This window comes from Pseudomonas sp. C5pp (assembly GCF_000814065.1).
Lineage (GTDB): Bacteria > Pseudomonadota > Gammaproteobacteria > Pseudomonadales > Pseudomonadaceae > Aquipseudomonas > Aquipseudomonas asiatica.
Window position 1 is genome coordinate 44748 of the sequence record NZ_JWLN01000016.1, and the last position, 21703, is coordinate 66450.

General features: G+C 61.8%; 24 protein-coding genes and 2 tRNA genes. 20 read left to right on the forward strand and 6 right to left on the reverse strand.

All coding sequences use genetic code 11. From position 1 onward, the window contains the following. Positions 1-97: 97 nt before the first annotated feature. Together RR51_RS14860 and RR51_RS14865 are read right to left on the reverse strand one after the other, a co-directional pair. Positions 98-174 (reverse strand) — tRNA-Met (locus RR51_RS14860). Between the two features lie 133 nt (positions 175-307). Then, positions 308-384: transfer RNA gene (locus RR51_RS14865), tRNA-Met, on the reverse strand. 219 nt (positions 385-603) lie between these two features. On the opposite strand from RR51_RS14865, the gene dinB reads away from it, so the two are divergent. Then, the gene (gene dinB, locus RR51_RS14870; RefSeq protein ID WP_161795744.1) at positions 604-1662 is read left to right on the forward strand and encodes a DNA polymerase IV; all 1059 of its coding nucleotides are present in this window, start codon (positions 604-606) and stop codon (positions 1660-1662) included. A 26-nt stretch (positions 1663-1688) separates the two neighbouring features. Here the strand turns inward: dinB and RR51_RS14875 are convergent, their stop codons facing one another. The 3 genes from RR51_RS14875 to RR51_RS14885 form a co-directional block, all read right to left on the reverse strand. Then, positions 1689-2642, reverse strand: coding sequence for a hypothetical protein (locus tag RR51_RS14875; RefSeq protein WP_023661807.1), 954 nt, complete (start codon positions 2640-2642; stop codon positions 1689-1691). Between the two features lie 20 nt (positions 2643-2662). After that, on the reverse strand, positions 2663-4378 hold the full coding sequence (locus RR51_RS14880; protein ID WP_003257369.1) for a proline--tRNA ligase: 1716 nt from the start codon (positions 4376-4378) through the stop codon (positions 2663-2665). Positions 4379-4538: 160 nt separating this feature from the next. Next, on the reverse strand, positions 4539-5807 hold the full coding sequence (locus RR51_RS14885) for an OprD family porin (protein ID WP_013973818.1): 1269 nt from the start codon (positions 5805-5807) through the stop codon (positions 4539-4541). Positions 5808-6497: 690 nt separating this feature from the next. Between RR51_RS14885 and RR51_RS14890 the strand changes: the two genes are divergently transcribed. Both RR51_RS14890 and RR51_RS14895 read left to right on the forward strand, forming a co-directional pair. Further along, complete coding sequence (locus tag RR51_RS14890; protein ID WP_039613962.1) at positions 6498-6917, forward strand: HIT family protein; 420 nt, start codon at positions 6498-6500, stop codon at positions 6915-6917. A 1-nt stretch (position 6918) separates the two neighbouring features. Continuing rightward, positions 6919-7125, forward strand: a complete 207-nt coding sequence (locus RR51_RS14895; protein ID WP_025340266.1) for a SlyX family protein — start codon at positions 6919-6921, stop codon at positions 7123-7125. A gap of 63 nt (positions 7126-7188) precedes the next feature. Here the strand turns inward: RR51_RS14895 and RR51_RS31820 are convergent, their stop codons facing one another. Further along, the gene (locus RR51_RS31820) at positions 7189-7782 is read right to left on the reverse strand and encodes a cold-shock protein (RefSeq protein WP_039613963.1); all 594 of its coding nucleotides are present in this window, start codon (positions 7780-7782) and stop codon (positions 7189-7191) included. Between the two features lie 280 nt (positions 7783-8062). On the opposite strand from RR51_RS31820, the gene RR51_RS14905 reads away from it, so the two are divergent. The 17 genes from RR51_RS14905 to queC all read left to right on the forward strand — a co-directional run bounded on the left by RR51_RS14905 (position 8063) and on the right by queC (position 21644). Further along, positions 8063-8536: a Dps family protein gene (locus RR51_RS14905; protein ID WP_013973814.1), complete on the forward strand. Its 474-nt coding sequence runs from the start codon at positions 8063-8065 to the stop codon at positions 8534-8536. 238 nt (positions 8537-8774) lie between these two features. After that, positions 8775-9104 carry a ribbon-helix-helix domain-containing protein gene (locus tag RR51_RS14910; RefSeq protein WP_039613964.1) on the forward strand — a complete coding sequence of 110 codons (330 nt, stop codon included), beginning with the start codon at positions 8775-8777 and terminating at the stop codon, positions 9102-9104. 92 nt (positions 9105-9196) lie between these two features. Beyond that, positions 9197-9418, forward strand: a complete 222-nt coding sequence (locus tag RR51_RS14915) for an FmdB family zinc ribbon protein (protein ID WP_003254776.1) — start codon at positions 9197-9199, stop codon at positions 9416-9418. Positions 9419-9513: 95 nt separating this feature from the next. Further along, complete coding sequence (aspS, locus tag RR51_RS14920; protein ID WP_023661313.1) at positions 9514-11289, forward strand: aspartate--tRNA ligase; 1776 nt, start codon at positions 9514-9516, stop codon at positions 11287-11289. Positions 11290-11403: 114 nt separating this feature from the next. After that, on the forward strand, positions 11404-12150 hold the full coding sequence (locus RR51_RS14925) for a YebC/PmpR family DNA-binding transcriptional regulator (RefSeq protein ID WP_013973810.1): 747 nt from the start codon (positions 11404-11406) through the stop codon (positions 12148-12150). Positions 12151-12335: 185 nt separating this feature from the next. Next, on the forward strand, positions 12336-12860 hold the full coding sequence (gene ruvC / locus RR51_RS14930) for a crossover junction endodeoxyribonuclease RuvC (RefSeq protein WP_004375291.1): 525 nt from the start codon (positions 12336-12338) through the stop codon (positions 12858-12860). A 109-nt stretch (positions 12861-12969) separates the two neighbouring features. Next, positions 12970-13587, forward strand: coding sequence for a Holliday junction branch migration protein RuvA (ruvA, locus tag RR51_RS14935; RefSeq protein WP_015271473.1), 618 nt, complete (start codon positions 12970-12972; stop codon positions 13585-13587). Next, positions 13584-14630 (forward strand): Holliday junction branch migration DNA helicase RuvB, encoded by a 1047-nt coding sequence (ruvB, locus tag RR51_RS14940; RefSeq protein ID WP_004375289.1) that lies wholly within the window; start codon positions 13584-13586, stop codon positions 14628-14630. The genes ruvA and ruvB overlap by 4 nt, the downstream gene beginning before the upstream one ends. 125 nt (positions 14631-14755) lie before the next feature. Further along, complete coding sequence (gene ybgC, locus RR51_RS14945) at positions 14756-15208, forward strand: tol-pal system-associated acyl-CoA thioesterase (protein WP_023662944.1); 453 nt, start codon at positions 14756-14758, stop codon at positions 15206-15208. Between the two features lie 2 nt (positions 15209-15210). After that, entirely contained in the window at positions 15211-15906 is a 696-nt protein-coding gene (tolQ, locus tag RR51_RS14950) for a protein TolQ (protein WP_015271471.1), read from the forward strand. 14 nt (positions 15907-15920) lie between these two features. Further along, complete coding sequence (gene tolR / locus RR51_RS14955; protein ID WP_003254760.1) at positions 15921-16373, forward strand: protein TolR; 453 nt, start codon at positions 15921-15923, stop codon at positions 16371-16373. After that, positions 16373-17479: a cell envelope integrity protein TolA gene (tolA, locus tag RR51_RS14960; RefSeq protein WP_013973804.1), complete on the forward strand. Its 1107-nt coding sequence runs from the start codon at positions 16373-16375 to the stop codon at positions 17477-17479. The genes tolR and tolA overlap by 1 nt, the downstream gene beginning before the upstream one ends. A gap of 26 nt (positions 17480-17505) precedes the next feature. Next, positions 17506-18777 carry a Tol-Pal system beta propeller repeat protein TolB gene (tolB, locus tag RR51_RS14965; protein WP_038408273.1) on the forward strand — a complete coding sequence of 424 codons (1272 nt, stop codon included), beginning with the start codon at positions 17506-17508 and terminating at the stop codon, positions 18775-18777. A 53-nt stretch (positions 18778-18830) separates the two neighbouring features. Beyond that, positions 18831-19331, forward strand: a complete 501-nt coding sequence (pal, locus tag RR51_RS14970; protein ID WP_003254755.1) for a peptidoglycan-associated lipoprotein Pal — start codon at positions 18831-18833, stop codon at positions 19329-19331. 6 nt (positions 19332-19337) lie between these two features. Further along, positions 19338-20144 (forward strand): tol-pal system protein YbgF, encoded by an 807-nt coding sequence (ybgF, locus tag RR51_RS14975; protein WP_004375252.1) that lies wholly within the window; start codon positions 19338-19340, stop codon positions 20142-20144. 160 nt (positions 20145-20304) lie between these two features. Next, positions 20305-20952, forward strand: coding sequence for a 7-carboxy-7-deazaguanine synthase QueE (gene queE / locus RR51_RS14980; RefSeq protein ID WP_015271468.1), 648 nt, complete (start codon positions 20305-20307; stop codon positions 20950-20952). A 17-nt stretch (positions 20953-20969) separates the two neighbouring features. Then, on the forward strand, positions 20970-21644 hold the full coding sequence (gene queC / locus RR51_RS14985) for a 7-cyano-7-deazaguanine synthase QueC (protein WP_015271467.1): 675 nt from the start codon (positions 20970-20972) through the stop codon (positions 21642-21644). The last annotated feature ends 59 nt before the right edge of the window (positions 21645-21703 follow it).

Consider the following 21703-nt stretch of genomic DNA (forward strand, 5'->3'; position numbering starts at 1 on the left):
CTGGAGGACGGAAGAATCGGGGGCGACGAAAAGCAGGAGGGGAGAAGCAACAAACCCCGCGCTGCTGTTACACAGGCGGGGTTTGTTCTGACGAATATGGTTGCGGGAGCCGGATTTGAACCGACGACCTTCGGGTTATGAGCCCGACGAGCTACCAGGCTGCTCCATCCCGCGTCAGTGGGGCGCATTCTACAGTTTTCAGAATGGCTGTCAAGCGCTACTCGTTGATTTTTTTGAGATTTCTATCAGCGCATTATTTGACGCAAAGAAAAAGGCCACTGCGTGAACAGTGGCCTTTTCTCGAATCTGGTTGCGGGAGCCGGATTTGAACCGACGACCTTCGGGTTATGAGCCCGACGAGCTACCAGGCTGCTCCATCCCGCGCCTGTGAGATCGAATTCTACGGATTTACCCGTGGGTGTCAAGCTTTTTTCTGAAAAAACCTTTCCTGTTCAAACTCTTAGCGTCTGTATATGGCTCGCAGCTCAGGCGCGACGGGGCTTTCAGGCCGATTATCGAGCAATGTCGCGCACAGGCTGCATACCCGAGGGCGCATGCGATACTATCTGTATGAATTTACAGTGCTGACGGTCATCCATGTCCTTGCGCAAGATCATCCACGTCGACTGCGATTGCTTCTATGCCGCGATCGAAATGCGTGACGACCCTCGCCTGGCCGGGCGGCCCATGGCGGTGGGGGGCTCGGCCGACCGCCGTGGGGTGATCGCCACCTGCAACTATGAAGCGCGTGCCTACGGCGTGCGTTCGGCCATGTCGTCGCGGCACGCGCTGAAGCTGTGCCCGGACCTGCTGATCGTCAAGCCGCGCTTCGAGGCCTACCGTGAAGCCTCGCGGGAAATCCACACGATCTTCCGTGACTACACCGAGCTGATCGAGCCGCTGTCGCTGGACGAGGCCTACCTGGATGTAAGTGACAGCCAGTGGTACTCGGGCAGCGCCACGCGCATTGCCGAGGATATCCGCCGCCGTGTCGCCCGCACCCTGCATATCACTGTCTCGGCCGGTGTGGCGCCAAACAAGTTCCTGGCCAAGATCGCCAGTGACTGGCGCAAGCCCAATGGCCTGTTCGTGATTACCCCGGGCGAAGTGGAGGCATTCGTCGCCGCCCTGCCGGTGGCCAGGTTGCACGGGGTGGGCAAGGTAACGGCAGACAAGCTGGCGCGGTTGGGTATCGAAACCTGCCTGGAGCTGCGCGAATGGTCGCGTCTGGCACTGGTGCGCGAGTTCGGCAGCTTTGGCGAGCGTTTGTGGGGGCTGGCACGGGGTGTCGATGAGCGTGCCGTGCACAATGACAGTCGCCGGCAGTCGGTCAGCGTGGAAAACACCTACGACACCGACCTGCCGGACCTGGCCAGTTGCCTGGCACGGCTGCCCGAACTTCTGGAGAGCCTGAACGAGCGTATCGCCCGCATGGACAGCAGTTACCGGCCGGAAAAGCCCTTCGTCAAGGTCAAGTTCCATGACTTCAGCCAGACCACCATGGAGCAGGCGGGGGCGGGCAGGGACCTGGAGAGTTATCGACAATTGCTGGGGCAGGCGTTTGCCCGTGGTGGCAAGCCGGTGCGCTTGCTGGGGGTAGGCGTGAGGTTGCGCGACTTGCGCGGGGCGCATGAGCAGTTGGAGCTGTTCCCGCCGAAATGAAGGGGCTGCATGGCAGCCCCAACGTGTTACTGCGCGCCCGGGTCGGCCACCAACCGGCCAGTGGCCTTGGTCAGCGACTGCAGAAACTCCTGCTGCAACTCCGGATCGTTGCGGGTCAGTTCGATCAGGCTCTGTTCCATTTCACTGGCTTCTTCTTCCAGGCCGAGTTCGGACAAGCGCTTGACCCGGTGAACCCATTGGCCGACATCGTCATCTTCGAGGTCATCGAAGATCAGTTCATGGGCCTCGAGCAGTTTGTTGCGCAGGGTGGCGCTGACCAGCAGGCTGGCATCGCCACGTACCGCGTTGTCCTCGTCCAGCACCTGCAGGTGCAGGGTACCGATGTGGTTGAGGTTCTGCTCGGAGAACGGGCTGTCGAGCAGGTTCAGGCGTAGCACGCCGTTCCTGTCGGTGGTCAGCTCGTGGGTCATCTTGCCGGCCTTGACCTCGACCAGGCGTTCGCTCCAGGGCACGCTGGTAGATTCCTCGCGCTTGCCTTTCTGCACTTCGCTGATCCCGGCCAGGTTCTGCTGGGCACGGCCGTTGGACGGCACGTTCATGAACGGGTTGAGCCCGTCCACGCCGTAGCTGAGCCAGTCGTGGGTGATGCTTTCCGGGAGGTTGCCCAGGGCGAAGACATTGACCACGTTGGCACCCACGCCTGCCACCACGGCCACCGCACCCAGCGGGATCTCGTAGATCTCCCGCCAGGGCTGGTAAGGCGTATAGCGGTCATAGCTGCGGGTGACTTCGAATTCGGTGACTTCGAAGCGCTTCTGCTCATGCACGCGCACACGTCGTTGCGGAAGCTCCATCACCTTCGGCTCGCCGACATCGATCTGCAGGGTGTGCTCGAGCAGTTTGCGCTCGACGCGCTCCTCGTGGTCGCTGCGCTGGGACATCTGGTTGGCGCAGCCGCTGACGAGCAGGGCGCCGCACAGTGCGGCGCCCCCCAGGGGAAAGGTACTTCGCTTGAACATGATCACTCGTGCATTGGTTATCAGCGGCGAACGCGGGCCTGCAAGAAGGTCAGCACTTCATCGAGCGGCAACGACTGGGCGTCTTGCTCGGTGCGGTGCTTGTACTCCAGGTTGCCTTCGGCCAGGCCGCGATCGCTGACGACGATGCGGTGCGGGATGCCGATCAGCTCCATGTCGGCAAACTTGATGCCTGGGCTGGTCTTCTTGTCACGGTCGTCCAGCAGCACTTCGTAGCCGGCGGCGGTCAGCTCGGCGTACAGCTTGTCGGTCGCCTCGCGAACCACCTCGGTTTCGTAGCGCAGCGGTACCAGAGCGATCTGGAACGGGGCCAGGGCGTCGTTCCAGATGATGCCCTTGTCGTCGTAGCTCTGCTCGATGGCGGCTGCGACCACGCGGGACACACCGATGCCGTAGCAGCCCATGGACAGGGTTACCGGCTTGCCGTTCTCGCCCAGCACCTGGCACTTCAGCGCCTCGCTGTACTTGGTGCCGAGCTGGAAGATGTGGCCCACTTCGATGCCGCGCTTGATCACCAGGGTACCCTGGCCGTCCGGGCTCGGGTCGCCTTCGACCACATTACGCAGGTCGGCGACCTGTGGAACCGGCAGGTCACGCTCCCAGTTCACGCCGAAGTAGTGCTTGTCGTCGATGTTGGCGCCAATGCCGAAGTCGCTCATCAGGGCAACCGAGCGGTCAATGACGATTTCCAGCGGCAGGTTCAGCGGGCCGAGCGAGCCGGCGCCGGCACCGATGGCCTCGCGCAGTTCGGCGTCGGTGGCCATGACCAGCGGGTCGGCAACCTGTTCCAGCTTGGCCGCCTTGATTTCGTTGAGTTCATGGTCGCCACGCACGATCAGTGCTACCAGCTTGCCTTCTTCGGCGCCGCGCACGATCAGGGTCTTGACGGTCTTCTCGATCGGCAGGCCGAAGTTTTCCACCAGCTGGGCGATGGTCTTGGCGTTCGGCGTGTCGACCAGGCGCAGTTCCTCGGTAGGAGCTGGGCGCACGGTTTCACGCGGGATGGCCTCGGCCTTCTCGATGTTGGCGGCGTAGTCGGAGCTGTCGCTGAAGATCACGTCGTCTTCGCCGGACTCGGCCAGTACGTGGAACTCGTGCGAATAGCTGCCACCGATGGAGCCGGTATCGGCCTGCACTGGGCGGAAGTCCAGGCCCAGACGGGTGAACACATTGCTGTACGCCTGGTGCATGCGGTCGTAGGTTTCCTGCAGGGAAGCCTGGTCGGCATGGAACGAGTAGGCGTCCTTCATGATGAACTCGCGACCGCGCATCAGGCCGAAGCGCGGGCGGATCTCGTCACGGAACTTGGTCTGGATCTGGTACATGTTGAGCGGCAGCTGTTTATAGCTGGACAGCTCGTTGCGGGCCAGGTCGGTGATCACTTCCTCGTGGGTCGGGCCGACGCAGAAGTCGCGCTGGTGGCGGTCCTTCAGGCGCAGCAGCTCGGGGCCATACTGTTCCCAGCGGCCGGATTCCTGCCACAGTTCGGCGGGCTGGATGCTGGGCATCAGCACTTCCAGGGCGCCGGCGGCGTTCATTTCCTCACGCACCACGGCCTCGACCTTGCGCATCACCCGCAAGCCCATCGGCAGCCAGGTGTACAGGCCAGAGGCCAGTTTGCGGATCATGCCGGCACGCAGCATGAGCTGATGGCTGATGACCACTGCGTCGGCAGGGGTTTCTTTCTGGGTGGCGAGCAAATATTGACTGGTGCGCATGGTGAGCCGTGTCGATTGCCTAAGACATTGAAATGACCCCGCATTGTACGGGGGCGAAACGAAGGCGTACAGGATGCCCCAGGGCGTGACGCTTGTCAGCCAAGAAAAAGCCCGGCGTGATCGCCGGGCTTTTTCAGGTGCGGGGCACTGCAAGCCAGGCTTACAGGATGCTCAGCGGGTACTCCACGATCAGGCGCAGTTCGTCGATCGATGGGGAATCGTAGTAGACGCCATCGGAAGAGCGATAGGTGGCTTGACGCACGCGGAAGCTCAGGTCTTTTGCCGGGCCGCTCTGCAGCACGTACTTGATGTCGACGTCGCGTTCCCATTCCTTGCCGTTGCTGGTGCCGGCGACGTTGGCGTCGGTACCACGTACATAACGGGTCATGAAGGTCAGGCCCGGGATGCCGTATTCGGCGAAGTTCAGGTCGTAGCGAGCCTGCCAGGACTTCTCGTCTTCGGCGTTGAAGTCGGAACGGGCCACGGAGTTGGCCAGGAAGATGGTGCCGCCGCCGTCGATGCCATAGCCATAGTCGCCGTCGCCGGTGACTTTCTGGTAGGCCAGGGTGAAGGTGTGAGCGCCGATGTTGTAGGCGCCCGACAGGCTGAACGCGCGGTTGTCCAGCTTGTCGCCATCGAATGCGCGGTACTCGGCCGAGCCTTCGCTCTTGGTGTCATAGATGTTGAAGTCGAACACCAGGCCTTGTTTGTCCGAGATCGGCAGTGCCCAGTTGACGTTGGCGTAGTATTTGCGCCAGTAGTCTTCAACCTTCGAGTAGTACAGGCTGGTGCTGAGGTTGTCGGTGAAGGCGTAGGTACCACCTACCACGTTGGCTTCCTTCAGGCCGAAGCTGTCGCGGTTGGTCTGCTCCTGGGCGGTCAGGCTGGTGAAATGACCAGCGTGCAGGGTCAGGCCCTCGATCTCGTTGCTGGTGATCAGGGTGCCCTGGGCGATTTCAGGCAGCAGGCGGCTGTCGTCGGTGGCGAAGACCGGAAGAGCGGTGAACTGGTCACCCACTTTCAGCACGGTGTCGGAGATGCGGAATTTAACCGCGCCGCCGGCTTTGGAGTAGTCATCCTGCGAACGGCCGTCAGAGCCGGTAGGGAACAGGCCGGTACCGGCGCGGCCCTTGCCGCTGTCCAGTTTCAGGCCGAGCATGCCGATGGCATCGACACCCACACCCACGGTGCCCTGGGTGAAGCCGGACTCGAAGGTGCCGAGGAAGCCCAGGCCGGTTTCTTCGCGACGGCTCTGGGTGCCGGCTGGGTTGTTACGGAAGTCACGGCTGAAGTACAGCATGCGGGTCTTGACGTTCAGCTTGCTGTCTTCGATGAAACCTTTGGACTCGTCCTGGGAAGAGGCCAATGCCAACTGCGAGGTCCCTGCCGCAACGGCCAGGGCGATCATGCTCCACTTCATCACGCGCATCGTGATTTGCTCCTTTGGTTTTTAGGAAGAGTACCGCTGCGTCCAAGTGTTCTAGTTATATGGGGCAGCTCTTTCTTGTTATGTCGGCGAAAATGTATAGCACGCTGACTGTTCTTGGCGATATGGGTATAAGCATCCTTTTCGGAACTTTTTCACCATGTCGCTTCTAGGTAGTTCCATGTCGCAAATCACGCCCCGGTTTAAGGGCCGTCAACACCAGCGCTGCTTCTTTCACCGTAATGAACCTGTAACTACCGATTCCGGTTGGGAAACTCCCTGGTAACCACTGTCGCTGTTGTTATTTGTCGCGTTCACCCGCCGATGCAGATGTCGTGCCGACTTGGCGTGAAAGGAATGCAACAAGCGTGCTCAAAATTCACAACGCTTCATGAAATTTTCACAAAACCTGCTACCGGGGGTCGGAAAGTGCCGTAAACACGGGGCGCAAGCCGCCTGATGCAGTAGTACATTCAAGAATCATTAAATTTTGAAAAGCTGTCATGAAAGTCAATGTGTTACCGCAACTTGTTCATGCAGCGTCACCCGTGGGGTGACAAGTGTGGGGCGAGGGGTATCGGTAGCCTCATTTTGGTGCGAAAAGTAGCGCTGTGTTACCGGGAACGTGCAGGGTATCCTTGCAGGCCTGTTTTCCGCGTGAAGCGGGTTGGTTCTGCCAGAAGGAGATTTGCCGTGTTCGTCCTCGATTCGCGTTTGCAGCAGGATTCGCTGGTGCTGGGGGAGTTTGCGCTGTGCCAGTTGCTGCTGAGCAAGGACGCCAACTATCCATGGTTCATCCTGGTGCCCAAGCGCGCTGGCATCAGCGAAGTGTTCGAGCTCGATGCTGCAGAGCAGCAGCAGTTGTGGCAGGAAACCACCGGTCTGGCCGAAGCGCTGAAAGCCAGCTACAGCGCCGACAAGATGAACGTGGCTACGTTGGGTAATGTGGTCAGTCAGTTGCACATGCACGTGATCGTGCGCATGCGCGACGACGCGGCCTGGCCGGCACCGGTGTGGGGCAAGTGCCCGGCGACGGCGTACACTGACGACCAGGTGCAAGCCATCCGCCAGCGCCTGCGCGGGCTGCAGCTCGCCGGTTACCAGGAGGCCTGACATGTCGCTTGAATCACGAGTGGTCGAACTGGAAACCCGCCAGGCGTTCCAGGATGACACCATCCAGGCGCTGAATGACGTGGTGGTCGAGCAGGGGCGGGTGATCGAGCGGCTGCAATTGCAGATGGCGGAGCTGATCAAGCGTTACGAAGAGATGGTTGGCCAGTACGGCAGCGAAGGGGACGAGGCGCCACCGCCTCATTATTGATACCTGAACCCCTGCGGGAGCGGGCATGCCCGCTCCCGCAGGGGATGGTTTCTGCAAACAAGATCAGCGACGGGTTACCGCAACCACATCCTCGGCCTGCAGGCCCTTGTCGCGGTGCATCACGGAAAACTCCACGCGCTGGCCTTCCACCAGGATGCGGTGGCCTTCGCCACGAATGGCGCGAAAGTGCACGAAGATATCATCGCCCGAGTCGCGGGAGATGAAGCCGAAGCCTTTGGACGTGTTGAACCATTTCACGGTGCCGGTATCACGATTGCCGGCATCCTGCGCGGTATGCTGGCTGGCGCGTGCCTTGCGTGCGCTGCGGGCAAAGCCTACGGCCAGGTGCACGGCCACGGCCAGCGCTGCGCAGACCAGTGCGGCCAGGTTGCCCATTTCCGGGCGGGCCAGCAGTGTCAGGGTCTGCAGCACCACAGCCACCACCAGCAGGGCGCAGGCCAGATGCTGCAGTTGTTGCCGTGCGCCACGGTAGTACAGTGGCACGACGGGGGCCAGTACGAGGTTGAGCAGGCCGAGCAGGGCGAGGTAGACCGCGTCGGGTTGTTGCAGGAAGGGTAACGCATCGGTTTTCAGGCTGGGCATGAGCGATAGCAGCAAGGCTGCCACGCCCGTCACCAGATGGACGATCTTGAACATGGGGTTGGCTCACAGTTGATAAGGCCGATCACAGGAAGAGCTGGCAGCACGGTGCGCATGAGGTGTAGAGCGCGAACACGCGGCAGGCCAGCCTATGCACCCGGCAAATGGCAATCCGCACGGGTGGCACCATGCCTATTTAACAGTAAAGCCGCAGGCTACTCAAACCGCTGTCCCCGATGGGCGATGTGTTGCGCCATGTCACATGCGGCGCAGACCAAGTGTTGCTACAGTGGTCGGCACCCGCTTGGGTCTCACGCCTTATGGAAAGGGGAACTTCATGGCAATTGATATCGGTATCAGTGAAGAAGATCGCAAGTCCATCGTCGATGGGCTGTCCCGCCTGTTGTCGGATACCTATGTGTTGTATCTGAAAACCCATAACTTCCACTGGAACGTCACCGGTCCGTCGTTCCGCACCCTGCACCTGATGTTCGAAGAGCAGTACAACGAACTGGCGCTGGCGGTCGACTCGATTGCCGAGCGCATCCGCGCCCTGGGCTTCCCGGCACCGGGGTCCTATGCATTTTATGCGCGGCACTCCTCGATCAAGGAGGAGGAAGGGGTGCCGCATGCCGACGAGATGATCCGCCAGCTGGTGCAGGGCCAGGAAGCCGTGGTGCGTACCGCGCGCAGCATCTTCCCGGTGGTGGACAAGGTCAGTGACGAGCCGACCGCCGACCTGCTGACCCAGCGCATGCAGGTGCACGAGAAAACCGCCTGGATGCTGCGGGTGCTGCTCGACGGCAAGTAGATACCCAACGCTGTACCGGCCCTTGTAGGAGCGGCCTTGTGTCGCGATGGGCTGCGAAGCAGCCCCAGCAATTTGTGCAATTGCACTCAAGCCTTGGGGCTGCTTCGCAGCCCACCGCGACACAAGGCCGCTCCTACAGGCCCTGCGCAATTTGTGCAGGAAGATTTTGCCGCTGCTTTAAGCTCGCCCATCAGCGCTTCATAGGCCACCTGGTACCTGTGACGAGGAAGTGTGGCGCATGACGCAAGCAAGCAAGCGTGTGGCTGGCCTGGGGCGTTGGCCGGGTAAACAGTGCATCGACCCGTTCAAGGCGGATTTCGACATGTTGCAGACCCAGCCCGTGTCACGCTCGGTGCGGCTCAACGGCTTTTCCACCTGCCTGCGGCTGGAGGCCGTCTACTGGGGTATCCTGGAGCGCATCGCCGCGGCCAACCGCTGCTCGGTCAGTGCGGTCCTGTCCTATGTGGACCGTGAGGTGCACCTGCGACAAGGCGGGGTGCGCAACTTCAGTGGGCTGATCCGGGTGATCTGCGTCGCCTGGCTGCTGGACCCGCCAAGTGTGCGCTGATCGCCTGGCGGGCTGCGCAGTGCTTGTTAACCATATATAATCCCGCTTTTTGCTGCCCCGGCAGCCAGCGTTGTGGTTGACGAGAGACACCCATGCCCCTTTATGACTATCAATGTGCATCCTGCGAGCACCGCATGGAAGTGCTGCAGAAGATCAGCGCCGCGCCGCTGACCGATTGCCCGGCCTGCCAGGCGCCAGCGCTGAAGAAGCTGCTGTCGGTGCCAGGCTTCCGCCTGAGCGGTAACGGTTGGTACGAAACCGATTTCAAGACCGGGGCGAAAAAGAATCTGGCAGGCGGCGACAAGGCCGACTGAGTTGAATGCTGTGACCGGGTCTTGCAGTATTAGCCCTCTCCGGGCGGCCAAGGCCTCCACCGAATACACGAATCACGAGAAGCGAAACCACCATCATGATGCGCAGCCATTATTGCGGCCAACTGAACGAGAGCCTGGACGGCCAGGAAGTCACCCTTTGCGGCTGGGTCCATCGTCGCCGCGACCACGGCGGGGTGATCTTCCTCGACATCCGTGACCGCGAAGGCATGGCCCAGGTCGTGTTCGACCCGGATCGCGCCGAAACCTTCGCCGCTGCCGACCGCGTGCGCAGCGAATACGTCGTGCAGATCACCGGCAAGGTCCGCAAGCGCCCTGAGGGTGCGGTGAATGCCAACATGGCTTCCGGCGCCATCGAGATCCTCGGCTACCAGCTGAACGTGCTCAACGAAGCGGAAACCCCACCGTTCCCGCTGAACGAATACTCCGACGTCGGCGAAGAAACCCGCCTGCGCTACCGTTTCATCGACCTGCGTCGCCCGGAAATGGCCGACAAGCTGCGCCTGCGTTCGCGTATCACCAGCAGCATCCGTCGCTTCCTCGACGAAAACGGCTTCCTTGACGTCGAGACGCCGATCCTGACCCGTGCCACCCCGGAAGGCGCGCGTGACTACCTGGTGCCTAGCCGTACCCACGCCGGCAGCTTCTTCGCCCTGCCGCAGTCGCCGCAGCTGTTCAAGCAGCTGCTGATGGTCGCCGGCTTCGACCGCTACTACCAGATCGCCAAGTGCTTCCGTGACGAAGACCTGCGTGCCGACCGCCAGCCGGAATTCACCCAGATCGACATCGAGACCAGCTTCCTCGATGAAAGCGAGATCATGGGCCTGACCGAAAGCATGATCCGCAAGCTGTTCAAGGAAGTGCTGGACCTGGAATTCGGCGAATTCCCGCACATGACCTTCGAAGAAGCCATGCGCCGCTACGGCTCTGACAAACCGGACCTGCGTATCCCGCTGGAACTGGTCGACGTTGCCGACCAGCTCAAGGATGTCGACTTCAAGGTGTTCGCCGGCCCGGCCAACGATCCGAAGTGCCGCGTTACCGCCCTGCGCCTGCCTGGCGGCGCCAGCATGCCGCGCAGCAAGATCGACGAGTACACCAAGTTCGTGGGTATCTACGGTGCCAAGGGCCTGGCCTACATCAAGGTCAACGAGCGCGCCAAGGGTGTCGAAGGCCTGCAGTCGCCGATCGTCAAGAACATCCCCGAGGCCAACCTCAACACCATCCTCGACCGCGTTGGCGCCGTTGACGGCGACATCGTGTTCTTTGGTGCCGACAAGTTCAAGGTGGTCAGCGAAGCCCTGGGCGCGCTGCGTATCCGCCTGGGCCACGACTTCGAGCTGCTGACCTGCGAGTGGGCACCGATGTGGGTGGTCGATTTCCCGATGTTCGAAGAGAACGAGGACGGCAGCTTCACCGCGCTGCACCACCCGTTCACCGCGCCGAAGTGCACCCCGGAAGAGCTCGAGGCCAACCCGGCCGTGGCCCTGTCCCGTGCCTACGACATGGTCCTGAACGGTACCGAGCTGGGTGGCGGTTCGATCCGTATCCACCGTAAAGAGATGCAACAGGCCGTGTTCCGCCTGCTGGGCATCGAAGCGGCAGAACAGGAAGAGAAGTTCGGCTTCCTGCTCGACGCCCTGAAGTTCGGTGCACCGCCTCACGGTGGCCTGGCCTTCGGCCTGGACCGCCTGGTCATGCTGATGACCGGTGCCCAGTCGATTCGTGAAGTGATCGCCTTCCCGAAAACCCAGAGCGCCGCGTGCGTCATGACCCAGGCCCCTGGCCTGGTCGACGCCAAGGCCCTGCGCGAGCTGCACATCCGACTGCGCGAACAGACCAAGGTCGAGTAAGCAGTCCCCGGGCGCATCCACATGGATGCGCCTTTGCGTTCCGGCGCAGGCAATTTCCCGTCCCGCCCCGTACAGGGGCGGGGCTGTTTGTGATTCAAAGGATTCGGAGTCGTTATGGCTGGTCATTCCAAGTGGGCGAACATCAAGCACCGCAAAGAGCGCCAGGATGCCAAGAGAGGCAAGATCTTCACCAAGTGGATCCGTGAACTGACGGTCGCTGCCAAGCAGGGTGGTGCTGACCCGGCATCCAACCCGCGCCTGCGTTTGGCGCTGGACAAGGCCTTGGGTGCCAACATGAGCCGCGACATCATTGATCGTGCCGTGGCCCGTGGTGCCGGTACCAACGAAAGCGACAACGTCGAAGAGCTCAGTTACGAAGGTTACGGTCCGGGTGGCGTGGCGATCATGGTCGAGGCCATGACAGACAACCGCAACCGTACTGCCGCCGCCGTGCGTCATGCCTTCACCAAGTGTGGTGGCAACCTGGGCACCGACGGTTCGGTGGCCTACCTCTTCGAGCGCAAGGGGCAGATCAGCTTTGCTCCGGGCGTGGAAGAAGACGCGCTGATGGAAGCGGCGATGGAAGCCGATGCCGACGACGTGGTGGCCAACGACGACGGCTCGTTCGACGTGTTCACCTCGTTCAACAGCTTCTACGCCGTGCGCAATGCCCTGGAAGAGGCGGGCTTCAAGGCCGCTGACGCGGAAATCGTCATGCAGCCGACCACCAGCGCCGAACTCGACCAGGACGGTGCCGAGAAAGTACTCAAGCTGATCGACATGCTCGAAGACCTGGATGACGTGCAGAACGTCTACTCCAATGCCCAGATTTCCGATGAGATCATGGAAAACCTCGGCTAAGGTGTCCTGGCGATCCATGCCAGTTCTCCAAGTTTGTCAGCGCCTGTACCGGCCCTTTCGCGGGTAAACCCGCTCCCACAGGTACTGCACCACATTCAGAGTCGGTGCAGTACCTGTGGGAGCGGGTTTACCCGCGAAAGGGCCGGTACAGTTTGCAGAGATGCATCAATTTTTCGACAGGCACTATGACTCTGATTCTTGGTATCGACCCCGGCTCGCGCATCACCGGCTATGGCGTGGTACGCCAGACCGCCCGTGGTTGCGAATACGTGGCGTCGGGCTGTATTCGCACCGGCAGCGGCGAGCTGCACGAGCGGTTGCAGATCGTTTTTCGTGGCGTGGGTGAAATCATCGCCCAGCACGGCCCGGTAACCATGGGCATCGAGCGGGTGTTCATGGCCCGTAACGCCGACTCGGCGCTCAAGCTCGGCCAGGCCCGTGGCGCAGCCATCGTCGCCGCCGCCGAAGCCGGCCTGGAAATCGCCGAATACAGCGCCACCCAGGTCAAGCAGGCGGTAGCCGGTACCGGTGGGGCGAACAAGGAGCAGGTGATGATGATGGTCATGCACCTGCTGAAACTGACGCAGAAGCCGCAGATCGACGCTTCCGACGCCCTGGCTATCGCCCTGTGCCACGCCCACACCCGTTCCAGCCTGGTGCCGCATGGTCTGGCCACGGCACGGCGGCGCGGCGGGCGCTTGCGTCTGTAGGCGCTTCATGCGCTGATACACATTTTGTTCGGGTGATGCGTTCACCCGCTGCATTTGCTGATAGGGTTGAGCGGTCTTTGACCGGCTCCCCGAGAGGAAGGATCGGAACGTGATTGGACGTTTGCGCGGCACCCTGGCGGAAAAACAGCCGCCGCACCTGATTATCGACGTCAACGGCGTAGGTTACGAACTGGAAGTTCCCATGACCACGCTGTACCGTCTGCCCAAGGTGGGCGAACCCGTAACCGTGCACACCCATCTGGTGGTGCGCGAGGATGCTCACCTGCTCTACGGTTTTGCCGAAAAGCGTGAGCGTGAGCTGTTCCGCGAGCTCATCCGCCTGAACGGCGTAGGGCCAAAGCTGGCCTTGGCGCTCATGTCCGGGCTGGAAGTGGACGAGCTGGTGCGCTGCGTGCAGGCCCAGGATACTTCGGCTCTGGTGCGCGTGCCCGGTGTCGGCAAGAAGACCGCCGAACGCCTGCTGGTCGAGCTCAAGGACCGCTTCAAGGCTTGGGAAACCTCCCCGGCCATGTTCACCCTGGTCTCCGACGGGCCGCTGCCGGTCGCCAGCGCATCCACGGCCGAAGCCGATGCCGTCAGCGCCCTGGTTTCGCTGGGCTACAAGCCGCAGGAAGCCAGCAAGGCGATCGCCGCGATCAAGGACAAGGCCGGCCTGAGCAGTGAGGAGCTGATCCGCCGCAGCCTGAAAGGGATGATTACCAAGTGATCGAAGCCGACCGCCTGATCGCCGCCAGTGGCCGCGACCGTGAAGAAGTCCAGGACCGTGCGATCCGCCCGCTGCGGCTGGACGAGTACATCGGCCAGCCGGTGGTGCGCGAGCAGATGGCGCTGTTCATCCAGGCCGCCCGTGGCCGCAGCGAGTCACTCGACCACACGCTGATCTTCGGCCCGCCCGGCCTGGGCAAGACCACCCTGGCCAACATCATCGCCCAGGAAATGGGCGTGTCGGTCAAGAGCACTTCGGGGCCTATCCTCGAGCGCCCGGGCGACCTCGCGGCCATGCTGACCAACCTCGAACCGCACGACGTGCTGTTCATCGACGAGATCCACCGGTTGTCACCGGTCGTCGAAGAGGTGCTGTACCCGGCGATGGAGGACTTCCAGCTCGACATCATGATCGGCGAAGGGCCTGCGGCCCGTTCGATCAAGCTGGACCTGCCGCCGTTCACCCTGGTCGGTGCCACCACCCGTGCCGGCATGCTCACCAACCCGCTGCGGGACCGCTTCGGTATCGTCCAGCGCCTGGAGTTCTACAGCGACAAGGACCTGGCCACCATCGTCAGCCGTTCGGCCGGCATCCTTGGCCTGGCCATCGAAGACCAAGGTGCTTACGAGATCGCCCGCCGGGCCCGTGGCACGCCACGTATCGCCAACCGCCTGCTGCGCCGCGTGCGCGACTACGCCGAAGTGCGCGGCAAGGGCCAGATCACCAAGGCCGTGGCCGACATGGCGCTCAACCTGCTGGACGTCGACGAGCGCGGTTTTGACCACTCCGACCGCCGCTTGCTGCTGACCATGATCGAGAAGTTCGACGGTGGCCCGGTCGGCGTGGACAACCTGGCGGCAGCCATCAGTGAAGAGCGCCACACCATCGAGGACGTGCTCGAGCCGTACCTGATCCAGCAAGGCTACATCATGCGCACGCCGCGCGGCCGCGTGGTCACCCGACATGCCTACCTGCACTTCGGCCTGAACGTGCCCGGGCGCCTGGGGGAGGGTGGGGATTTTTCCGAAACGGGCGATGAGTGACAGATCGAAAACGGCTTTTCGTGGTCCTACCGCTGGCATGCCGAGGGTGCGCTGGCAATAAGACATTAATGAAGAAAAAACAGTTGCCACAGCGGATTGGCAAGCTGAGGAGTAAGCACTAGAGTATGCGCGCGCAAAATGGCCTGGAACCGTTCGCACACCGTTGTCGAGTCTATTACGAAGATACCGATGCCGGTGGCGTGGTGTATTACGTCAATTACCTGAAATTCATGGAGCGCGCGCGTACCGAGCGGCTGCGGCACCTGGGCTTTTCCCAGGCGCAGTTGGCCAAAGACAACCTGCTGTTCGTGGTCCACTCCAGCGAAGCGCGCTATCACGCGCCGGCGCGGCTGGACGACGAGTTGCGGGTGACCGCGCAAGTACTTGAACTCAATCGCGCCAGCCTGCGCTTCGTGCAGCAGGTCTGGCGGGAAAAGGATGAAACGCTGCTCTGCGAAGGGCAGTTCCTGGTGGCCGCCGTGCGCGCCGACACTTTCAAACCCCGAGCCATACCCCCGGAGCTGCGTGACGCCTTTGTGGCGGACGGCTCGGGTACTCAATCGAATGCAGGAGAATAAGCGTGGAAGCTAACGTCGTCGACCATACCTCCATGTGGAGTCTGGTCAGCAATGCCAGCGTGTTGGTACAGCTGGTAATGCTGACCCTGGTGGCCGCCTCGGTCACCTCATGGGTCATGATCTTCCAGCGCAGCACCATGCTGCGCGCCGGTCGTCGTGCGCTGGATGCCTTCGAGGAGCGCTTCTGGTCGGGCATCGACCTGTCCAAGCTGTACCGTCAGGCAGGCAGCAACCCAGACCCGGATTCCGGTGTCGAGCAGGTCTTCCGTGCCGGCTTCAAGGAATTCTCGCGCCTGCGCCAGCAGCCTGGCGTTGACCCGGACGCGGTCATGGAGGGTGTTGCCCGTGCCATGCGCGTAGCCATCTCGCGCGAGGAAGAAAAACTCGAGCAGAGCCTGCCGTTCCTGGCCACCGTCGGTTCTACCAGCCCGTACATCGGCCTGTTCGGTACCGTATGGGGCATCATGAACTCCTTCCGCGGCCTGGCCAGTGCCCAGCAGGCCACCCTGGCCACGGTCGCCCCGGGTATTGCCGAAGCGCTGATCGCCACCGCCATCGGCCTGTTCGCGGCAATTCCGGCGGTCATCGCCTACAACCGCTTCTCGGCGCGCAGCGAAGTGCTGATCGGCCGTTACTACACCTTCGCCGACGAGTTCCAGGCGATCCTGCACCGCAAAGTGCACACCAGCGAAGAGTAATCAGGTAGAAGCCCATGGCCCGAGTTCGCCACAAACGCAAGCCCGTCGCCGAGATGAACGTGGTGCCCTACATCGACGTGATGCTGGTACTGCTGGTCATCTTCATGGTGACGGCGCCCATGCTCAACCAGGGCGTCAAGGTAGACCTGCCCAAGGTTTCCAGTGAAGCCTTGCCGCAGGACAACAACGTCCAGATCCTCACCATCTCCATCAAGGCCGACAAGACCTACTACTGGAACCTCGGCAGCGAAGTCGATACCGACAAGCAGATGGACAAGGCCATGACCTTGCCAGCCATGACCGACGCGGTGACCAAGATCATTGCCGCCGGCCGTGACCAGGGCAAGCAGACCCAGGTGTTCATTCGTGGCGACAAGGCTGTCGACTATGGCGCGGTCATGGGTGCCATGGGCGGGTTGCAGAAGGCCGGTGTCGGTAACGTTGGCCTGATTACCGAGGCGCCCTGATGCAACAGCGAGAGCCATCCGCCTCGGAAAGCTACTTCTGGCCCAGTATCTGGGCCATCGGCCTGCATGTGCTGGTGTTCGCCCTGCTGTTCGTCAGTTTTGCCATGACGCCTGAGCTGCCGCCATCCAAGCCGATCGTCCAGGCTACCCTGTACCAGCTCAAGTCCAAGAGCCAGGCGACCACCCAGACCAATCAGAAGATTGCCGGGGAAGCGAAGAAAACCGCTTCGCGCCAGACCGAAGTCGAGCAGCTGGAACAGAAGAAGGTCGAGCAGGAGGCCGTGAAGGCCGCGGAACAAAAGAAAGCCGACGCTGCTCAAAAGGCCGAGGAGGCCCGCGAGGCCGCCGAAGCCAAGAAAGCCGAGGCAGCTGCCGAGGCCGCCAAGGCCGCCGAGGCCAAGAAAGCCGCCGAAGCCAAGAAGGCCGAAGAGGCGAAGAAGGCTGCCGAGAAGCAGCAGGCCGACATCGCCAAGAAGAAGGCCGAGGAAGAAAAGAAAAAAGCCGAAGAAGAGGCCAAGAAAGAGGCCGCTGAAGAGGCGAAGAAACAAGCCGCCGAGGACGCCAAGAAAAAGGCGGCCGAAGAGGCCAAGAAGAAAGCAGCCGAGGACGCCAAGAAGAAAGCGGTAGCCGAGGAAGCGAAGAAGAAGGCAGCTGAAGAGGCCAAGAAAAAGGCCGCTGCAGATGCCCAGAAGAAAAAGGCACAGGAAGCGGCCCGCAAGGCGGCGGAAGACAAGAAAGCCCAGGCCCTGGCCGAGCTGTTGTCCGACACCACCGAACGGCAGCAGGCGCTGGCCGACGAGCAGGGTGACCAGGTGGCCGGCGACTTCGACGACCTGATTCGCATGCGCGCGGCCGAGGGCTGGGCTCGTCCGCCTTCCGCGCGCAAGGGCATGACGGTGGTCCTGCAGATCAACATGTTGCCGGACGGTACCATCACCAGCGTCAGCGTGGCCCGGTCCAGTGGTGACGGCCCGTACGACAGCTCGGCGGTGGCAGCAGTGAAGAACATCGGTCGTCTGACCGAGATGCAGGGTATGAAGCCGAGCGATTTCAACCAATATCGTTCGTTCAAGATGACATTTACACCTGAGGATCTAGCGTTGTGATTAAACGTCTGAGAGGACTGCTGGTCATGCTGTGCTGCGTGGCAGGCATGGCCGTGGCAGAGGAAAAGAACATCCTGGTCACCAGCGGCAGCGACCGGGCCACGCCCATCGCGGTAGTGCCGTTCGGTCTGCAAGGCGGCAGCGTGCTGCCGGAAGACATGGCCGACATCATCGGCAACGACCTGCGCAACTCCGGCTACTACTCGCCGATTCCGCGGCAGAACATGATCAGCCAGCCGTCGCAGGCCAGCGAAGTGATCTTCCGTGACTGGAAAGCGCTGGGTGCGCAGTACGTGATGGTTGGCAGCATCGTGCCGTCGGGCGGTCGCCTGCAGGTGCAGTACGCGCTGTTCAACGTCGCCACCGAGCAGCAAGTGCTGACCGGTAGCGTGGCGGGCAGCGTCGACCAGCTGCGCGACATGGCGCACTACATTGCTGACCAGTCGTTCGAGAAGCTCACCGGCATCAAGGGTGCTTTCTCCACCCGTATGCTGTACGTGACGGCCGAGCGCTTCTCCACCAACAACACCCGCTATACCCTGCAGCGTTCGGACTATGACGGTGCACGTGCGGTGACCCTGCTGCAATCGCGCGAGCCGATCCTGTCGCCACGCTTTGCACCGGATGGCAAGCGCATCGCCTATGTCTCGTTCGAGCAGAAGCGTCCGCGCATCTTCGTCCAGCACATCGATACCGGTCGCCGCGAGCAGGTCACCAACTTCGAAGGCCTGAACGGTGCGCCAGCCTGGTCGCCGGATGGCACGCGCCTGGCGTTCGTGCTGTCGAAGGACGGCAACCCGGACATCTACGTGATGAACGTGGCTTCGCGCCAGATCAGCCGTGTCACCGCTGGCCCGGGCATCAACACCGAGCCGTTCTGGGGCAAGGATGGCAACACCCTGTACTTCACCTCCGACCGTGGCGGCAAGCCGCAGATCTACAAGCAGTCGGTCGGTGGCGGTGGTGCCGAGCGTGTAACTTTCGTGGGTAACTACAACGCCAACCCGAAACTGTCGGCGGACGAAAAGACCCTGGTGATGATCCATCGCCAGCAGGGCTTCACCAACTTCAAAGTTGCGGCCCAGGATTTGCAACGCGGAAGTGTAAAGATTCTCTCTGAAACGAGTCTTGATGAGTCTCCCACTGTTGCGCCAAACGGCACCATGCTAATCTACGCCACCCGCCAGCAGGGCCGGGGAGTCTTGATGCTCGTGTCGCTTAATGGCCGCGTGAGGCTCCCACTTCCTACCGCTCAAGGCGAAGTCAGAGAACCGTCCTGGTCCCCTTACCTGAACTGATTGCGGCGTAATACTTTTGCTTAACACACTGGGGTTTCATTAGGAGTTTCACGATGGAAATGCTGAAGTTTGGTAAATTTGCTGCGCTGGCTCTGGCCATGGCCGTAGCTGTAGGTTGCTCCTCGAAGGGCGGTGACAACGCAGGCGAAGGCGCTGCTGTAGATCCGAACGCTGGCTACGGTGCCAACACTGGCGCTGTTGACGGCTCCCTGAGCGAAGAAGCTGCCCTGCGCGCAATCACCACCTTCTACTTCGAATACGACAGCTCGGACCTGAAGCCAGAAGCCATGCGCGCCCTGGACGTTCACGCCAAGGACCTGAAAGCCAACGGCAACCGCGTTGTCCTGGAAGGCAACACCGACGAGCGCGGCACCCGCGAGTACAACATGGCTCTGGGTGAGCGTCGTGCCAAGGCCGTTCAGCGTTACCTGGTTCTGCAGGGCGTTTCCCCTGCTCAGCTGGAACTGGTCTCCTACGGTGAAGAGCGTCCGGTTGCCACTGGCAACGACGAGCAGTCCTGGGCTCAGAACCGTCGCGTAGAACTGCGTAAGTAAGTTCTTATGCGTATGTGCCGCCGTGTAGTAACCGTCCTCGCACTCAGCCTGCCGCTCGCGGCCTGGGCTGAGGTCCCTGTAGTTGATGACAACGCAGGCAGCTATCCGCCTGCGGGTTATGGCACGAGCGGCGCCTATGCCGGGTCAGGGGCTTCGGCCCCTGCCTCTGCACAGGGCCAGCTGTTCATGCAGCTGCAACAGATGCAGGATCAGCTTTCCCGCCAGCAAGGCATCATCGAAGAGCTGCAGAACGATGTGTCGCGCATGAAGCAGGAAAACCTGGAGCGTTACCAGGACCTGGACCGTCGCATCAACAGTGGCGCCGCGCCTGCCGCGACCCCTGACAATTCCTCCGGTGGTGGTGCATCCAATGCCGCCCCCGATGCAGCAGCAGGTGCTGCTGCGCAACAACCGGCCGCCAGTAGCGAGCCCGGTGATCCGGCGAAAGAAAAGCTCTACTACGATGCCGCTTTCGACCTGATCAAGCAGAAAGACTTCGACAAGGCCAGCCAGGCGTTCAACGCCTTCCTGCGCAAGTATCCCAACAGCCAGTACGCCGGCAATGCCCAGTACTGGCTGGGTGAAGTGAACCTGGCCAAGGGCGACCTGCCGGCTGCCAGCCAGGCCTTTGCCCAGGTCAGCCAGAAGTATCCGAAGCACAGCAAGGTGCCGGATTCGCTGTACAAGCTGGCCGACGTCGAGCGCCGCATGGGCCACACCGACAAGGTCAAGGGTATCCTGCAGCAGGTCATCACCCAGTACCCCGGCACCTCCGCCGCGCAACTGGCCCAGCGTGACCTGCAAAAGCTCTAAACAGTACCGCTTGAAAGAAACCCGCGCTTGTCGCGGGTTTTTTCGTTAGAATCAATGCCCTTTTTTCGTAAACACGCTGCTGCGGATAACGCTATGTCGAGTCCGCGACAGTGCCTGACGGAGGCGGGCAGCCTGTTTAGCTGTCACGCCCGTGGCGAGCATGCAAGACACATTACGCATCACCGAAGTCTTTTACTCTTTGCAGGGTGAAACGCGAACGGCTGGGTTGCCCACGGTATTCGTGCGCCTCACCGGTTGCCCCCTGCGCTGCCAGTACTGTGACAGTGCCTATGCCTTCAGTGGCGGCACCGTTCGCACCCTCGATTCGATCCTTGAGCAGGTCGCCGGCTTCAAGCCGCGCTACGTTTGCGTCACCGGCGGCGAGCCATTGGCCCAGCCCAACGCCTTGCCGCTGTTGCAGCGCCTGTGTGACGCCGGTTACGAAGTGTCGCTGGAAACCAGCGGCGCGCTGGATATTGCCGGCACCGACACCCGCGTCAGCCGCGTGGTCGACCTGAAGACCCCAGGCTCCGAAGAGTCGCACCGTAACCGCTACGAGAACATCGAGCAGCTGACCCGCAACGACCAGGTCAAGTTCGTCATCTGTTCCCGTGAGGACTATGACTGGGCGGTCTCCAAGCTGATCCAGTACAACCTGGCCGAGCGTGCCGGCGAGGTGTTGTTCTCGCCCAGCCACCACCAGGTGAACGCCAGCGAGCTGGCGGACTGGATCGTCGCCGACAACCTGCCCGTACGCTTCCAGCTGCAGCTGCACAAGCTGCTGTGGAACGACGAACCCGGACGTTGATTGAGGAGCAAGCACACATGACCGACAAACGCGCAGTAATCCTGTTGTCCGGCGGCCTGGACTCGGCCACCGTGGTCGCCATGGCCAAGGCCGAAGGCTACAGCTGCTACACCATGAGTTTCGACTACGGCCAGCGCCACCGCGCCGAACTGAACGCCGCCGCCCGCGTTGCCCGTGACTTGGGCGTGGTCGAGCACAAGGTGATTGGCCTGAACCTGGACGGCATCGGTGGCTCGGCATTGACCGACAGCAGCATCGACGTACCGGAAACCCCGGGTGAAGGAATCCCGGTCACCTACGTGCCGGCGCGCAACACTGTGTTCCTGTCCCTGGCCCTGGGCTGGGCAGAGGTGCTGGAAGCCCGCGACATCTTCATTGGTGTGAACGCCGTGGATTACTCCGGCTACCCCGATTGCCGCCCCGAGTTCGTCGAAGCCTTCGAGCGCATGGCCAACCTGGCGACCAAGGCCGGCGTCGAAGGGCAGGGCTTCCGTATCCAGGCGCCCCTGCAGAACCTGAGCAAGGCGCAGATCGTGCAGGCCGGCATGGCTCGCGGTGTGGATTACAGCCTGACCGTTTCCTGCTACCAGGCTGATGATGACGGCCGTGCCTGCGGCAAATGCGACAGCTGCCGCCTGCGTGCCGACGGCTTCAAGGCAGCTGGTGTCGAAGACCCGACGCGGTACTTTTGAAAAAAGTTTGATGGGGTGTTGATTTCTCGTTAGAAATCAGTATTATACGCGCCATCCAA

What these genes read in the sequence shown, in the direction of transcription:
- RR51_RS14875 (WP_023661807.1), bottom strand. Translation starts at nt 2,642, where the DNA reads ATGTTCAAGCGAAGTACCTTTCCCCTGGGGGGCGCCGCACTGTGCGGC.
- RR51_RS14880 (WP_003257369.1), bottom strand. Translation starts at nt 4,378, where the DNA reads ATGCGCACCAGTCAATATTTGCTCGCCACCCAGAAAGAAACCCCTGCC.
- RR51_RS14885 (WP_013973818.1), bottom strand. Translation starts at nt 5,807, where the DNA reads ATGCGCGTGATGAAGTGGAGCATGATCGCCCTGGCCGTTGCGGCAGGG.
- RR51_RS14895 (WP_025340266.1), top strand. Translation starts at nt 6,919, where the DNA reads ATGTCGCTTGAATCACGAGTGGTCGAACTGGAAACCCGCCAGGCGTTC.
- RR51_RS31820 (WP_039613963.1), bottom strand. Translation starts at nt 7,782, where the DNA reads ATGTTCAAGATCGTCCATCTGGTGACGGGCGTGGCAGCCTTGCTGCTA.
- RR51_RS14905 (WP_013973814.1), top strand. Translation starts at nt 8,063, where the DNA reads ATGGCAATTGATATCGGTATCAGTGAAGAAGATCGCAAGTCCATCGTC.
- RR51_RS14910 (WP_039613964.1), top strand. Translation starts at nt 8,775, where the DNA reads ATGACGCAAGCAAGCAAGCGTGTGGCTGGCCTGGGGCGTTGGCCGGGT.
- RR51_RS14915 (WP_003254776.1), top strand. Translation starts at nt 9,197, where the DNA reads ATGCCCCTTTATGACTATCAATGTGCATCCTGCGAGCACCGCATGGAA.
- aspS (WP_023661313.1), top strand. Translation starts at nt 9,514, where the DNA reads ATGATGCGCAGCCATTATTGCGGCCAACTGAACGAGAGCCTGGACGGC.
- RR51_RS14925 (WP_013973810.1), top strand. Translation starts at nt 11,404, where the DNA reads ATGGCTGGTCATTCCAAGTGGGCGAACATCAAGCACCGCAAAGAGCGC.
- ruvC (WP_004375291.1), top strand. Translation starts at nt 12,336, where the DNA reads ATGACTCTGATTCTTGGTATCGACCCCGGCTCGCGCATCACCGGCTAT.
- ybgC (WP_023662944.1), top strand. Translation starts at nt 14,756, where the DNA reads ATGCGCGCGCAAAATGGCCTGGAACCGTTCGCACACCGTTGTCGAGTC.
- tolR (WP_003254760.1), top strand. Translation starts at nt 15,921, where the DNA reads ATGGCCCGAGTTCGCCACAAACGCAAGCCCGTCGCCGAGATGAACGTG.
- tolA (WP_013973804.1), top strand. Translation starts at nt 16,373, where the DNA reads ATGCAACAGCGAGAGCCATCCGCCTCGGAAAGCTACTTCTGGCCCAGT.
- tolB (WP_038408273.1), top strand. Translation starts at nt 17,506, where the DNA reads ATGCTGTGCTGCGTGGCAGGCATGGCCGTGGCAGAGGAAAAGAACATC.
- pal (WP_003254755.1), top strand. Translation starts at nt 18,831, where the DNA reads ATGGAAATGCTGAAGTTTGGTAAATTTGCTGCGCTGGCTCTGGCCATG.
- ybgF (WP_004375252.1), top strand. Translation starts at nt 19,338, where the DNA reads ATGCGTATGTGCCGCCGTGTAGTAACCGTCCTCGCACTCAGCCTGCCG.
- queE (WP_015271468.1), top strand. Translation starts at nt 20,305, where the DNA reads ATGCAAGACACATTACGCATCACCGAAGTCTTTTACTCTTTGCAGGGT.
- queC (WP_015271467.1), top strand. Translation starts at nt 20,970, where the DNA reads ATGACCGACAAACGCGCAGTAATCCTGTTGTCCGGCGGCCTGGACTCG.